Genomic DNA, 13,192 nt, shown 5'->3' on the forward strand with positions numbered 1-13,192 from the left:
CCTGCCCCACCAGCCTGATCGAGACCAGCCTCGTTCAGCCTGCGGCTGTGGGAGACGCTGGCCGGTGGCCGAGTTCCTGCCCGATGCCCGGCCCGGCCTTCGGCAGAGTGATCCGTTGCCCCTCCGGTCCAACCATGACGTGCAGCTTGTCCCACTGTTCGGGGTCCGCCCCGGACGGCCAGCCAAGATCTGCGTAGGGCACCCGCTTGCGCTGGCCGCGCACGCGCATGAACTCGACCCGTTCCAGGAATCGCCCGTATGCCCTACCCCGGCCGTCGCTCTCCAGGCGTAGCAGCAGGTCCCAGCCGAACGGGGTGTCGAGGGGGAGAACCAGGGATCCGCCGGGGCGCAGTTGGCTGATCCAGGTGTGGGGGATCTGGCGGACTGAGGCGGTGGCGACGATGCGGTCGTAGGGTTCGGCGGTTTCGTGGCCGAGTTCGCCGTCTCCGGTGATGACGAGTGGGTGCAGGTTCAGCATGGCGAGTCGTTGGGTGGCTCGGGCGGCGAGGTGGGTGTCGATCTCGATCGTGACCACCTGAGAGGCGCCGGTGCGGGTCGCCAGTAGTGCGGTGGTGTAGCCGGTTCCTGTTCCGATTTCCATGATTCGGTCGCCTGGTTCGGGGGCGAGGTGTCGCAGGAGTTCGATGATGACGCCGGGGGCCGAGACGCTGGAGGTGAATGATCCTGTCGCCCTGCCGGTGGGCGGGACGGCGCCGTCGTCCATCTGTGTGATCAGTGGAACTCCCGGGGCGTAGACCCGTGTCAGCCACTCCTGCGGTCGCACTGTCCGGTCGAGAAGGGTGTGCAGGCCGTCGTCCCCTGCTGTGGGCCACCACACCTGGTCCGGGACGAAGTGCTCCCGCGGAACGGTCAGGAATGCCTCGCGGAGCCAGTCGCAGTCGCCGAACCCTCGGGGGTTGCGGCTCATTTCGTCGGCGCACGCGCGACGCAGGCTTTCCGCTGTCGGCGTTGTCACGGGCGGCTAGTCCTCGTCGCCGGAACTGTCGGGGTCCGGCATGGGGTTTCCCGGATCCCCTGGGGAGGAGTAGGGGCCGCCGACCTGGCCGTCACCGGACTGCCGGTCGTCGCCGGTCATGACAACCTCCGTAGCATGCAATCGCATATGAACCCCTCCGAAGACGCTGGGCAATCGCCGTATAGGTCTGCCCCGTGCCTGGCACGGCAATCACCCTCCGGCGGTCCTGCTCACCGCAATCCCGGCACTCGTCCGCGAGAAGGAGCCCTGGGCGACCGACACCGACCCGCACTGCGCCCACACCATTGACCTGACCACCTGGTGATCCGGCCCCGCACTCCGGGAAACCGGTTCGGGTTTCGGTCCTCTGGGGGGGACCGATCGGGCAGATGCTTGTGAAGCCGCGGTGGACGCGGGGCTCACCGGGTGCTGAACTGATGGGCGGTGAGTGGGCTGCAGACCTGCCGCGGGTTGGGCCCGTGGCGCGCAGCGCGGATGGTGGCTGTGAGAGCTTCCTTCGGGGTTGGCGTTACAGAATTCCCTGAGCGTGCCTCTGCCATTCGGAGTTTCGGGCCGCGTGGTGGGCGGCGTAGGAGATGGGATCAGTGCCTGTCCCAACGGGCTGCTCGGTCGCCTGTCTGAAGCGTACTGAGCCGGCGGTTCAGCTCGTCGGCCGCGGCGTTGTCGTCCTGATCGGCACGGCGGATAAAGGAGCTCAGGGTGTGTAGGTCGCGCATCCTGACCAGTACGGGAAGTCCAGGCCAGTCTGTGGGGTCGTAGCCGTACTGGTTGGTGAACTCGCCTATCTGTTCTGCGGTACGGCCGAACCGTGCACCCTGGATCGTGTTGGCAAGGTCGAGTTCACGGGGCCCGGTCGAGGCTTCGTCCCAGTCGCCGAGCCGAACCCTGGTGCCGTCCCAGAGAGTGTTTCCTGGGTAGGCGTCCCCGTGGATGAAGCCGGTCCCGAGGGGGAAGTCGAGGTTTCGATATGCATAAAGGGTGTCGTCGATGGCTTCAGTGAGCCAGCTTCGGTCGCCGGCTCCGAGGACGCTGCTCATTCCTACGGCTTGTGAGAGGGATGCGAGGGGTTCGTAGGGGGGCAGGTCTACTGGTGGCTGCGGAAGTTGATGGAGCTCACGGAGAAGACCACCGAGTGCGCTGGCCGGGGGCGCGGTGGACTGTTGTGGGTAGTAGACCCAGAAGGTCACGATGAAAGGGGTTGCATGCACGGGGTGTGCGAGGGGTTCGACGGCCGGGTATCCCTGGCTGTTCAGCCATTGTTGCAGCCGGAAGGTTCGTGTGACCGATGTGGCTTCTGCGGCGGGTCTGACGCGGGCGACCGCGTGTGCGTCAGGCAGGAGATAGACGTTGGTGGCGTGGCTCCGAAGCAAGGTCAGGCCGGTGGTGGGAACGCCCAGCTGTCGGCAGGCGGTTCGGACGGCTGCTTCGGTTGCTGAATGGATGGTGGTCATCGCTCAGACGGTAACGCGCTGGTTCCGAGGACCTGGTAGTTGTGCGCAAGTTCAAGGACTTCCCGCGTTGTCGGTTTGGGGAGCAGAGTAGGTGTTCGAAGGAGTTCGGTGACCTTCTGGACGCTGTGTCCAAGCTGCTGGATTCGGCGTTCGACGGGGAGGCTGAGGATCATGCGCAGCGCTGGGAGCGCGGCCTCGATGTCCCCCTGTGCGAGGCGGGCGATGATGACATCGACGGTGGCGAGGGCTTCGTCCCCGTAGGAGCGGGCCTCTGATGGGCCGTGGACGTACTGGTCGATGGCCCGGGCCGCGTAGCACTCAGCTTCGTCGTGGCTTCCGAGAAGGTTGTGTGTGGCTCCCGTGTAGTAGTCCTGTTTGGCCTGGGGGAAGGTGAGGATGCCGCCGAAAACGGCGAGACCGTCAGCCTCCGGGACTTCCTCCTGGGCCATCTGCATGCGGAGCAGTGCTGCGGTGGCTCGGCGTTTGTCGCCGTTGCGGGCGGAGGTGCGGGCTTCGATCGCGGCGATCCGGATGCGGGACTGCCCGGCCGGGGCGAGAGCGGCCGCTTGGTCGATCAGCTCCAGGGCTCTTTCCCCCCGGGGTGACCATTCGGCGATGAGGGCTGCGGTGCCAGCAGTCCAAGCGCGCAAGGGTCGGTGGTCGGCCTGGTGGGCGCAGGCGTTCGCAGTGCGGATCTGGGCCAGGGCCGCAGTCGAGTCCCCCAGGTTCTGTGAGGCATGGGCGAGGAGAAGGCAGCTGGTTCCCGCGAGGAAGTAGAGGTCGCGTGTGTGCTGGGGCTTCTGCCGTCCGCGCAGAAGAGCGAAGACGCGGTCGCGGATGGCGACGATGTCGTCCAGGAGCGGCAGGACAGGTTTGTGGACGTAGTCGGTCGCGATGCGGGCGAGGGTGTCATAGAGGAATGCGAGGAGGTCGTCGTCGGTGTTGGTGGAGGTGATGAAGTCGGCGAAGTCCAGGGACTCGGTGGCCGCGCGGCGGATCGTTTCATGAGGATCACGGTGTTGGTTACGAGTTTGGGGATCGTCCAGGGGCGGAGAGGAGTGCAGCCCGTGCGGGGCTCCGAGGCCGTCCAGGAACCGTGCCGCTTTCTGGGCGTCGGAGAGCCGTCGTTGGCCGTTCTCCAGTTGGGAGAGGAAGTTCTGGCTGACGCCGGTAATGGTGGCCAGTTCTTGCTGGGTGAAACCAGTGTGGGTCCGGACCAGTCGGCTGAGTTGGCCGAAGTCGAGGGCAGCTGCTGCCTCCCGGATGGCAACCACTTCCCAGATGGCGGGGTGGACCGTCGGTCTCGGAGGCGGATCAGCGGGGCCGCTTCGGAGACACGGTGCACAGTAATCGTCCGTGTTGTATCTACTGATTCTGCATGAGCATGTGCGGCACTGGCGCACGGGTGTCACAGCCCGTCCTTCTGTCCTTCTGGTCCTTGCGTGGATCAGAAGTATCGTTTGTAGCCCTGCGTATGCAACGGGTGAGGTCGAGGCCTGGGGCTCAGGCCCCGGTGATCAGGGTGAGGAGATGGTCGGGGTCGGTCAGGTCTGGGATGACGTGATCGGCGCCCGCGTCCGCAAGGGCGGAAGCCATGGTGGTGCCTGAGGCAACGGCAATGACCCTGGCTCCGCCTTCGCGTCCGGTACGGACATCCTGGAGGGAGTCCCCGATGATGACGGTGCTCTCGCGGGCGAACACTTGGCCGTGGGCCGCCTCGGCGCGCTGCTGGGCGAGCCTGACGAGGGCGGGGCGGTACGAGTCGTCGGAGGCGAAGCCGCCGATCTCGGTGTCGGTCAGTTCGCTGAGGCCGAAGGCTGCCAGCTTGATTTCCGCGCTGGCCTTTAGGTTGCCGGTGACGACGGAGGAGATGAGACGGGGAGCTTGCTGCACGGCGGTAAGCGCGTCAACTGCGCCGGGCAGCAGTGTGCCCTCCGCTGTCAGTTCCTCGCGGTGGAGTTCCAGCTGGTGCGGGAGCCGCTCCACGATCTGCTGGGTCAAGCGGGGTATGTCGTGGGCGGGGGTGTCGTTGACGAGGAGAAGTTCGCGTACTGCCACTGGCATCGTCACGCCAGTGCCCTTCTCCGGCAGTCTCTGCGCGGGCCGGCCGACGACGTCTTGGAAGACCTCACGGTAGACGAGCCGGTCGGTATCCCCCACGTACAGCAGGGTTCGGTCGATGTCCCAGAGCACGAGAGTCTTCACGCAGCGGTCCGCTCCCGCAGCACGGTCCGGCCCTGGTCGAGGAGATCGCGCGCGATGGCACTGTCGCCGAAATGACGAACTTCGCTCAGCATGGACTGCAGCTGTTCATCGAGCCGGGCGGAGCGGACCCGCCCGGCGAGCGTCAGAACTTCCTGGCCGGTCGCGCATCCGGCCTCGGCGTCGCCCGCCCGCATTTGCGCAGTCGCGGCCCTCGACAGGAACTGCGCGCGGGTACGGGTCTCGTCACGACTGAGTACCTCCCGTGCGTCGGCGAATGCGGCAGCGGCTTCGGCCGGGCGGCCGAGGTCGAGGTAGCAACTGCCCCGCTGGCCGAGGATCTCACCCTCGTTAATCCAGTACAGCCAGTGCGGATCGTTTTCGCCGGGGCCGCGCCCGCACAGCTCCCATGCTTCGTCCAGAGCGGCCAGGGCGTGCCGGTCTTCGTGCAGCCGCGCGTGGCCCCGGGCTTGCCTGGTCAGCAGCATCGCGTGGAGGGCGGGCGAGTCCTGGTTGTTGATCACCTGGCGGGCAGTTCGCGCGGCGGTGACCGCGTCGCGGGGGTCACCGACGGAGTAGCCGTGGATGGCGAGGTAGGCCAGAGCTCCGGCGCGAAGCCGGGTGTCGCCGGAGGCGTGCGCGGCCCTCAGAGCGCCGAGGAAGAGGCCGTGAGCGTCTCCGTGAGCGCCGCTGTCGAAGGTGTACCAGCCGGCCTGCATCGCGGTGTCTGCGGTGACGGCGGCAAGCCGTCGGCTGATTGCATCGGTGTAGGTTCCGTTCCTCAACAGGTTGAGCAGCGTCTTCAGATGGGTGGTGGCAGTGGCGGCAAGGGAGCCGCTGCCACTACTGGCGTCGATTTCCCGCAGCGCGTTGGTAGTGGCCTGGAGAGACTCGATCAGGTGCGGGGTCACCTTGATGCCGTCGGCCGAGACGGAGGCCATGGCCTCCGCCGGGGCGATCGCTGACTGCAAAACATAGTGGGTGAGTCCGGCCCCTCCCAGGGCGGCCAGCACACTGCGACGCTTCATGGCACCTCCGATGGCCACTTCGATTGAAAGCACCATACGATCCGCAGTCCACGGCAAGTCTGGGGCAAGCTCTCCCATTTGAGTGTAAAACGCTGGCCCGCCGAGCGGGTCCAGGAGCCGGGCGCGGAGGTCAGCCGGCAGAGCGAGGCCGGTTAGGACGTCGATGATCGCGTCCCGTCCGGTGAGTTGCTTGCGTCCACGCTCCAGATCGGAAACGTATGACTGGGTCAGGCCCGTCAACAGACACACATCCATCTGCGACAGCCCGGAGCGCCGCCGCAGCAGACCCAGCACCTCTCCGAATTCCCAGGCTGAGAGAGCCCGCAGCACCCGTTCGTCACGCCAGGCCCTGTCGGCTACCTGAGGGGCTTCTCCCAGCCGCGTGCAAGCGGCGCACAGTGCCTCGGAGTTGTACTGACTCAGTCGGCTCCCGCATTTGCCGCACTGCCGGTTCGGCATCGTCATATCGGCACCCGTCGCCTCGCCATCGCCCAACTGCCCCTGATCTAAGCCTAACGCGAACGCGATATCGCTACGGCGATATCGCTACGGCGATACCGGCGGGACTCGCCAACCCCTCAGACTCGTCCCACGTTCGTTCGGGAGGACTCAGTCCGTAGGGGGCACCGTGACCGCACACATCTCGTATCGGGTCTCTGCTCGGCGCACGCCATCGCGCTTCGGGCCCGTCCTGTGTTCCGGGAATCTCGGTGCCGGGCGAGCGCTTCTGCCGGAGCTGATTGTTCCCGAGGTGATCCTGTGCCAGCCGAGGCACTCCGGCGGTGTGCCACTTGCGTTCGGGGCCGTTACAGAAGACACGCTTCAAGGTATGCGAGAACTATGCGGCCATCTCGGTCCGGAGCTGCGACAGAGTCCGCGAGGCCGTGTCATTGACCTCGGTCAGACCCTGGCCGCCGGTTCTGATGATGCGTTGCAGCTGGTGTGGAAGCCGTTGGGCCCTCGCCTCGGTCACCGCCCTGGTGAGCAGCTCTGCTGCCCCTCGGGTGTCTCCGCCGAGAAGGCGGACCTTGCCAATGGTGATGAGCTGGATGACATGCCACTGAGGGGCGACGGCCGTGGTCGGCGTGGGCGGCGTTCGCTCGGCGCGTTCTATGGCCGCACGTGCTCGGCCGGTGCCGATCAGGCCTCGGAGTTCGATCTCGTACAGCGCTACGGGGTTGACGAGGCTGGTGTGGTCGACCTGGTCGAGCAGCGTCTTGGCTTCGCGGACGGTGTTGTCGAAGAGCGGGGCGTTCCCGAGGGCGCCGGCGGCCCGGGCGAGGAGCGGGAGGACGGCTGCGCGGCTCGCACGGCTGGGGGCGAGATTCGCAGCCCGTACGAGGCGGTTGACGGCAGCGCCGACGAGCCCGGCCTTGCGCAGTTCGTTTCCGTGCATGCGCAGTGCGGTGGTCGTCAGGGCGGGGTCGTCGAAGTGGGCCACGACGTTGAGACTCTTGGCGGTCCAGTGCGCGGCAGTGGCGAGGCGTTCCTCGGGAAGGACGTTTCCGAGGGCTGTGCCGAGTCCCAGCCGGGCGTCGGCCAGCAGGCGAAGTGCCTCGCGTTCGGCGTGTCCGTCTCGTGCGCGGGCTTCCAGCCGGGCGACGAGCGGCCACAGTTCGGCGACGGCCTGCGAAGCGTGTCCGGCTTGTCGGGCGATCTCGGCGAGGCGCACGGTGGACTGTCCGAACTGGAGCATGGCCCGGAAATCGGTGTCTGCGAGATCAGTAATCCCCAGGACGTGCGGCGGCAGGGAGAGCCTGTCGGCGATGTGTCGCAGTACGGCGGTGTCGGTGAGTCGGCGCTTCCCGAGTTCAATCGCGGAGACGTAGGTCTTGTCGTAGCCGATGAGCGCGCCTGTCTCCGACTGGCTGTGTCCGTGCACGCGTCGATGGAATCGGAGGATGGCTGCGAGGTCACGGGTGGCGAGGACGGTTTGAGCCTCCGGGGAGGCCCAGCGCCATGTGGCGTGCTGGGACCGGGGCCGCGTGTTCCGCGTGCCGTGGGCGTCGTGTTCGGCCATGTCCGGTTACCTCATGGCCCGGGCGGCGTAGACGGTTGCGATGGACCGCTTGTATCCGTCGGGCATGGTCAGACCAGGAACTTCGTGCTCGGTGAAAAGGCCGACGCGGGAGTGCTCGTGGCTGACTGCTGGGGTCGCTTCCGGCGTGAGGACGGTGCAGTCGTAGGTGACGATCAGCACCCGGCGGCCGGGCAGCGGTTCATAGATCCAGGTGTCGAGGACATCTCCGGCCTTGACCGTCCAGCCTGTCTCTTCCTTCAGCTCCCGCTCCACGGCCTGGTGGGGGCTGCGGTCGGCGGGACTGGTTCCGGAGGGTGGGCCGATTTCGAGACGGCCACCGGGCAGCTCCCACTCCCCACGTTCGTTGAACAGGAGAATCACGCGTGCCTGCTGGTCCAGGGCGACAGCCTTGACCGAGACCGGCCACAGCGATGGTTGGTATGGCATGCAGGATCCAAAGGTGCGAAGGGCGGGCCGGGCGGACCGGTTGTTCGGAACGTAGCAGCCGGTCGTCATTCCCGAAGCGGATACCCCGAATTGTCCGGGTCGACAATCTGTCGCTTTACCGGGCGGTGCAGTCCGGACTCTGATCGAGCCGTGTCCGATTCCCGAAGGAGCACATCGATGCTGACCCGTGCACGCACATTCCGGCAAGAAGCCTGCCCCGTCCATCAGCGGGAAAGAGCGGTGGACGGCTTGATCCCCGCGCTGATTCGCGAGCGCGGGATGGCCATGGTGAGTGGACTGACGACACGGGAAGCCATTCGGGCGTTTGCTCTGCGTGTCATGACGCTGATGCCGCATCCCGACAGCGACCCGGACGGCCTCACCACAATCCGGGACATCGGGTCGCGAGCCCATCGTCCGGGGTTGGCAGGACTGGGCAGAGGCGGTCTCGCCGCCCACACCGAGCGCTCCAGCGTCCCTGAGCCGCCACGGCTCATGCTGCTCGTCTGCCTGGCGCCGGCGGCGGCGGGCGGTGAGGTTCTCCTCACCGATGGGCAAGCGGTCCACCAGCACCTGAATGCGGTTGCCCCGGATTCCCTGGAACACCTGAGCCGGGCCGGAACCGCTTTCTACGGCGACGGTGGTGGGATCCCGACACAGATCTTCACCCGCCTTCCCGGCAGCCGCGTGTCCCTCCGGTTCCGTCAGGACCAACTTGCCCAGTTCAACCCGCTGGTGGAACGGTTCCTGCCGGATCTGAAGGCCGCCATCACAGCTCACCAGCGCGCCTTCGCTCTGTCACCCGGGCAGGGCTACATCGTCGACAATCAGCGCTATCTCCATGCCCGGGCCGCCTTCGAAGGCACACGACTGCACGTGCGGGCACTCGGGATGCCGCTGTTTACTCTCGGCCCGGGCTTCATTGCCGACTGCAGCGGGGAGATCGGGTGAACGCCGTGGCGCAGTGGCCGCCGACAACTCTGGATACACCAGCCGTCGTTGAGGCGTACACGCGGGTCCTGGGATGGCCACTGATCGCTGGTTCGACGTTCGTTTCGCCCCATCGGGCCGCCGCCGACCTGGTGGCGCGTCCTGACACCGAGCTGAGCACTCCCTGCTCAGCCTTCGACGCCATCAGGGTGCCCCATGCGGTCGGCATGGAGACGATGGTCCTGCTCGGGCGACGCGATGTGGGACCCGTGCCGTGCCTGATCGAGAACCACGACCACGTGATCCTGCTCGTCAAGGCGGGAACCGGTGGTCCCCTCTCCGAACTGGAGGGTGTGTCGGTCGAGGCTGGCTCTGGTGGACGGCTGGTCCTGCCGCCCTCGACCGGCCACCGATGGGACACACCGCCCTGGAACATCCAGTCCGAGACCCCCTGCCAGCTCCCTGCAGGCCCCGCACTCGCCCCGATTATCAGCAACGCCCTGCGGCTGTTCGGCAGCACCTCACTCTGGCCCCGGCGGGAATCCTCCGTCCCTGTCCACACATCACCACGCTCCTGCGCAGGTGCCGCTACGCCGCGGGCAACCCGGCCTGCGGCCCCGAGCTCTGAGTAGTTCCTGAGACTGGCCACCGGGGCCGATGCATGTGGTCCGTACGCCGTCCCCCGTCGGCTGCGGCCTGCTTCTCCGGCCCCGGTGGTCATTCACCCTCCCCTTGATCTCTGTACTCCGTCTTGTTTGAGGATGCTCATGTCTGACCGTTGCTTCTCCGTCCGCTGGACGGCAGTTCGCGGACGCGGTGGTGCGTCGGCGGCGCTGCTGTCGGCGCGCGGATTACGGGCACTTGCGACGAAGGAGGGTCTACCGCTCCGCCCAGTACTTCTCCAGCATTTCGGCGGGCCATTCGGGCTCGCGGACCGGGCCCCTGGGGCCCATCTGCTGGAAGTACGGTCCGAGGTCGATGACTGGGGTCCCGTGGACGGCGTCGAGGTCGGTGACGTGCAGGTCGCGTCCGTGGATCTTGAGAAGCCGGGGGAAGCTGACAGCGAGCTGGTTGGGGCGCCGGTGGTTGCGGTGAGCGTGCGTTCCGGTGGCTGGCCAGCGTGGGTCGTTGCGGGGGCTGCGGGCGTGGAACGCGACGTCGTCGGGCGAGGCAAGGTGGAAGTGCCACGTCACGATCAGGTGGCTGAAGTCGTCGAGCCGCTGAAGGGCGTCCAGCGGGTAGTCGGGACTGAATCGGATGATCGAGGTGACGCCGCCCTGGTAGTCGTCGTGCACGGTCATGTGCCCGCCGACGACAGTGGCGATCGGGACAACGGGTATCGGATCGGCGAGCACGGGCGGTGTCTCCTCGTCGTTCAACGGACCTGGTGCCCCTGTGGTGTGACCGGCAAGGGCCGGGACCGGTGGGCCGGGAGTCTGCGGGCGTCAGGCTACTGGGGTCAGCATCTTCTGAGCGCGGGCGTCGAGCTCCAATGCTGCCGGGACGTTGCGCAGGCGGTGATCGGCAAGGCTCCGGCGGATCGTGGTCACGGTGTCCAGGGCACGGGCGGAACGCACGCCGGCCATGGAATCAAGGGATCGGTTCCAGGTGCTGCATGCGGCCTCGATATGGCCCCGTCGGACCTGGATCTCGCCGAGGTAGCCGAGGGTGACGGCGTGGGTGCGGCTGTAGGTGGTTGCTTCGCGGAGCTTCACGCTGCGTTTGAACTGCTGGTTGCCGGTCACGCGGAGGGTGCGGGCGGTTTCGTGGGCGAGTGCGGCTCGGCCGAAGAATTCCACCCGTTCGGGCTCGTCCCCGCTGCTGTTGGTGAGGTCGTCCTCCGCGCGGAGTCGCTTCGGTCCGTGCGCCTCCCCCCGTGGGTCGCGGGCCGAGGCCGTCGCCCCGGCCGGCCTTCTCCTTCATTCTCCGATCGTTCAGACCGGTGCCTGCCGGTACTTCCTTCCAAGGAACTCCATGCCTGACGTGCATTTCCGTCCACATGCCAAGGGCCACGGCCGCCGACGTCGTGCCACTTCTCCCGGCCGCCGTTCAGCCGGATCGCGTGGGCTGTCAGTGGTTCCGGTCTGCGTCTCAGGCATGTTCCTGGGGGGCGCGTGGGGCGCGGAGGCATTCGGCTCAGTCCCTGCGGGCTGGGCGGTCGCCGTCGGAGTCGCCGGGAGTGCGGGAGCGGCTGCGTGGGGTGCCCGTCGTGCCGCACGGTTCGAGCGCGGTCTTCGGCAGCAGTCCGATGCCGCCGCCGAGGAAGCGCGCAAGAACCAGGACGGTCTGCTGCGTGAGGTGGAGCAGGTTGTCACCGACGGGCGCCGGGAACTCGACGGGGTACTGGCCAGCTTCCCGGACGGGGACCGGTCTGCGGCTCGGTCCGACGGCCGGCTCACCGCGGCCGCGGACCGCGGTCAGCAGACGGTCGTCATCCTGCAGGAGGCGTTCAGGGATGCACGGAACGCTCTGGGATCGGCGGCGCAGGCCCAGCGGTCGGCTTCCCAGTCCCAGCTCCAGATCGCAGCTCTGGTCTACATCGCACGGCGTCTGCAGTCACTGCAGAACCGGGCTCTGACCACGATCGCTGATCTGGTGGATGACGAGGGGAATCCCGGCGCGCTGCACGGATACTTCGATCTCGAACACCTCGTCATCCTGATGCGCCGGCAGTCGCAGTCCCTGTCGGTGCTGGGCGGTCAGCCCTCTCGGACCATTCAGAAGCCGGTGAGTGTTCCGACCGTGCTGCGGCAAGCGGGCGCGGAGATCGAGCTCTACAGCCGGGTCAAGTCCGCCTTCCCGTCGCGGGACCTGGCCGTGCCGGGATTCGCCGCGGCCGAGATCATCCACCTCCTGGCCGAGCTGCTGGAGAACGCCACCCGGTTCTCACCTCCGGAGACCCTGGTCATGATGAGGGCCTCCGAGGTACCCGCAGGGCTGGTCATCGATGTCGAGGACCGCGGACTTCCCATGGCTGAAAGGGTCCGCAGCGAGTGGAACCAGGTCCTTTCAGCTCCCGAGGCCGCGGATCTGGGGCAGAGGCTGAAGGACGGCCGACTGGGGCTGCTTGTCGTGGGGCATATCGCGAAGCGTTTCGGCGTCACGGTGGAACTTCTGCCGAACTCGCTCGGCGGCAATACCGTACGTGTCGTCCTGCCCGGCGAGCTCCTCGTCACCCCGGTGCCGCTGACCGTCTCCGCACCGGCAAAGGCGGCACGGACCGGAACCGCCCCCGTGCGCCGCATAGCTGACCCGTCGCATGACGCGGCCGTGGCCGTGGCCTTCCACCACCCGGCCGTCCCCGGAACCGCTGCCGCCCGGCCCGCCACTCCTCTCCCCGTTGCCGGGGCCGTCCCGGCAGGCAAACCGGCCCTGCCCCGACGGCAGGGACACGCTCCGCAGGCCCCGGCCCCGGCCCCGACGCCGCGCCGCGCCACCGGGAACACGTCCGGGAAGTCCGGGGTCGATCCCGGGCTCATGGCCACCTTCGCCGAGGGAGCGCGCTCCGGGTTCGACGACCCCGTCGTTCCGGGTGACCGGACGACCTGAACGCTGCGCCCCATCCCCCCTCAACCGCCCGGCCGTGTTGCCGCGGCACGATCCAGGAGCACTGATGACCTACACAGACGTTCCGCAGCAGCCGGTGACGGCCGCCGCTTTGCCCCGTGACCTGAGCTGGCTGCTGGAGGAGTTCCTGCGCCGCGTACCTGGTGTCGAGGGTGCGCTGCTCGCCTCAAGTGACGGGCTGGAGGTCGCCCGGGCCGGCGTCGAGGATGATGCTGCCGCCGACAAGCTGTGCGCGATCATGACAGGGGTGTTCTCCCTCGGCAAGGGAGCCGGGAAGCTGTACACCGGCGATCCCGGCCCGTTGCAGCAGGTGGTCGTGCAGTTCTCCCAGGCCTACTTCTTCGTGATGAGCACTCGCGACACGGAGGACGTTCCGCCGGCCGTTCCGTTTCAGCCGGCGACCGTGAGCACCCTCGTGGGCGTGCTCGCCACGGAGGGGGCGGATGCGGCGCTGGTCGGCCATGAGATGGCCAAGCTGATCACCAGCGTGGCAGGTCATCTGAGAACCCCCGTGCGCGGGAGCGAAGCCCCCACCGGAGGGGAGCAGTGA

11 protein-coding genes and 1 pseudogene are annotated in these 13,192 nt (G+C 67.5%); 3 read left to right on the top strand and 9 right to left on the bottom strand.

Annotated elements, in window-relative coordinates:
- Positions 1-34: 34 nt before the first annotated feature.
- The 7 genes from ABT170_RS37105 to ABT170_RS37135 all read right to left on the bottom strand — a co-directional run bounded on the left by ABT170_RS37105 (position 35) and on the right by ABT170_RS37135 (position 8,145).
- Positions 35-976, bottom strand: a complete 942-nt coding sequence (locus tag ABT170_RS37105) for an rRNA adenine N-6-methyltransferase family protein (RefSeq protein ID WP_351875006.1) — start codon at positions 974-976, stop codon at positions 35-37.
- A gap of 602 nt (positions 977-1,578) precedes the next feature.
- Positions 1,579-2,448 carry a phosphotransferase family protein gene (locus ABT170_RS37110; RefSeq protein WP_351875008.1) on the bottom strand — a complete coding sequence of 290 codons (870 nt, stop codon included), beginning with the start codon at positions 2,446-2,448 and terminating at the stop codon, positions 1,579-1,581.
- Positions 2,445-3,722 carry a helix-turn-helix domain-containing protein gene (locus tag ABT170_RS37115; protein WP_351875011.1) on the bottom strand — a complete coding sequence of 426 codons (1,278 nt, stop codon included), beginning with the start codon at positions 3,720-3,722 and terminating at the stop codon, positions 2,445-2,447. Before ABT170_RS37115 ends, ABT170_RS37110 begins: the two co-directional genes overlap by 4 nt.
- A gap of 229 nt (positions 3,723-3,951) precedes the next feature.
- Positions 3,952-4,653, bottom strand: a complete 702-nt coding sequence (locus ABT170_RS37120; protein WP_351875013.1) for an HAD family hydrolase — start codon at positions 4,651-4,653, stop codon at positions 3,952-3,954.
- Positions 4,650-6,143, bottom strand: a complete 1,494-nt coding sequence (locus ABT170_RS37125) for a helix-turn-helix domain-containing protein (RefSeq protein ID WP_351875016.1) — start codon at positions 6,141-6,143, stop codon at positions 4,650-4,652. Before ABT170_RS37125 ends, ABT170_RS37120 begins: the two co-directional genes overlap by 4 nt.
- Before the next feature lie 373 nt (positions 6,144-6,516).
- A complete protein-coding gene (locus ABT170_RS37130; RefSeq protein ID WP_502970625.1) occupies positions 6,517-7,560 on the bottom strand; it encodes a hypothetical protein in 1,044 nt (347 codons plus the stop codon).
- A 144-nt stretch (positions 7,561-7,704) separates the two neighbouring features.
- Positions 7,705-8,145 carry an NUDIX hydrolase gene (locus ABT170_RS37135; protein WP_351875022.1) on the bottom strand — a complete coding sequence of 147 codons (441 nt, stop codon included), beginning with the start codon at positions 8,143-8,145 and terminating at the stop codon, positions 7,705-7,707.
- A gap of 177 nt (positions 8,146-8,322) precedes the next feature.
- On the opposite strand from ABT170_RS37135, the gene ABT170_RS37140 reads away from it, so the two are divergent.
- Complete coding sequence (locus ABT170_RS37140; RefSeq protein WP_351875025.1) at positions 8,323-9,096, top strand: TauD/TfdA family dioxygenase; 774 nt, start codon at positions 8,323-8,325, stop codon at positions 9,094-9,096.
- An 857-nt stretch (positions 9,097-9,953) separates the two neighbouring features.
- Here ABT170_RS37140 and ABT170_RS37145 read toward each other — a convergent pair.
- On the bottom strand, positions 9,954-10,376 hold the full coding sequence (locus ABT170_RS37145) for a TrmO family methyltransferase domain-containing protein (protein WP_351875097.1): 423 nt from the start codon (positions 10,374-10,376) through the stop codon (positions 9,954-9,956).
- A gap of 144 nt (positions 10,377-10,520) precedes the next feature.
- Positions 10,521-10,967, bottom strand: a pseudogene (locus ABT170_RS37150) (NsdA family TPR-like regulatory protein); the annotation flags it as partial.
- 205 nt (positions 10,968-11,172) lie between these two features.
- Here ABT170_RS37150 and ABT170_RS37155 point away from each other — a divergent pair.
- Both ABT170_RS37155 and ABT170_RS37160 read left to right on the top strand, forming a co-directional pair.
- Positions 11,173-12,624 (top strand): ATP-binding protein, encoded by a 1,452-nt coding sequence (locus ABT170_RS37155; protein WP_351875031.1) that lies wholly within the window; start codon positions 11,173-11,175, stop codon positions 12,622-12,624.
- 64 nt (positions 12,625-12,688) lie between these two features.
- Positions 12,689-13,192 carry a roadblock/LC7 domain-containing protein gene (locus tag ABT170_RS37160; protein ID WP_351875034.1) on the top strand — a complete coding sequence of 168 codons (504 nt, stop codon included), beginning with the start codon at positions 12,689-12,691 and terminating at the stop codon, positions 13,190-13,192.

This window comes from Streptomyces sp. NPDC001787, assembly GCF_040297465.1.
In the GTDB taxonomy this organism is placed as follows: Bacteria; Actinomycetota; Actinomycetes; order Streptomycetales; family Streptomycetaceae; genus Streptomyces.

Bases quoted from the DNA above. Each gene is read 5' to 3' on its own strand.
- ABT170_RS37110 (WP_351875008.1), bottom strand. From the start codon at position 2,448: ATGACCACCATCCATTCAGCAACCGAAGCAGCCGTCCGAACCGCCTGC.
- ABT170_RS37125 (WP_351875016.1), bottom strand. From the start codon at position 6,143: ATGACGATGCCGAACCGGCAGTGCGGCAAATGCGGGAGCCGACTGAGT.
- ABT170_RS37135 (WP_351875022.1), bottom strand. From the start codon at position 8,145: ATGCCATACCAACCATCGCTGTGGCCGGTCTCGGTCAAGGCTGTCGCC.
- ABT170_RS37140 (WP_351875025.1), top strand. From the start codon at position 8,323: ATGCTGACCCGTGCACGCACATTCCGGCAAGAAGCCTGCCCCGTCCAT.
- ABT170_RS37145 (WP_351875097.1), bottom strand. From the start codon at position 10,376: ATGACCGTGCACGACGACTACCAGGGCGGCGTCACCTCGATCATCCGA.
- ABT170_RS37155 (WP_351875031.1), top strand. From the start codon at position 11,173: ATGTTCCTGGGGGGCGCGTGGGGCGCGGAGGCATTCGGCTCAGTCCCT.
- ABT170_RS37160 (WP_351875034.1), top strand. From the start codon at position 12,689: ATGACCTACACAGACGTTCCGCAGCAGCCGGTGACGGCCGCCGCTTTG.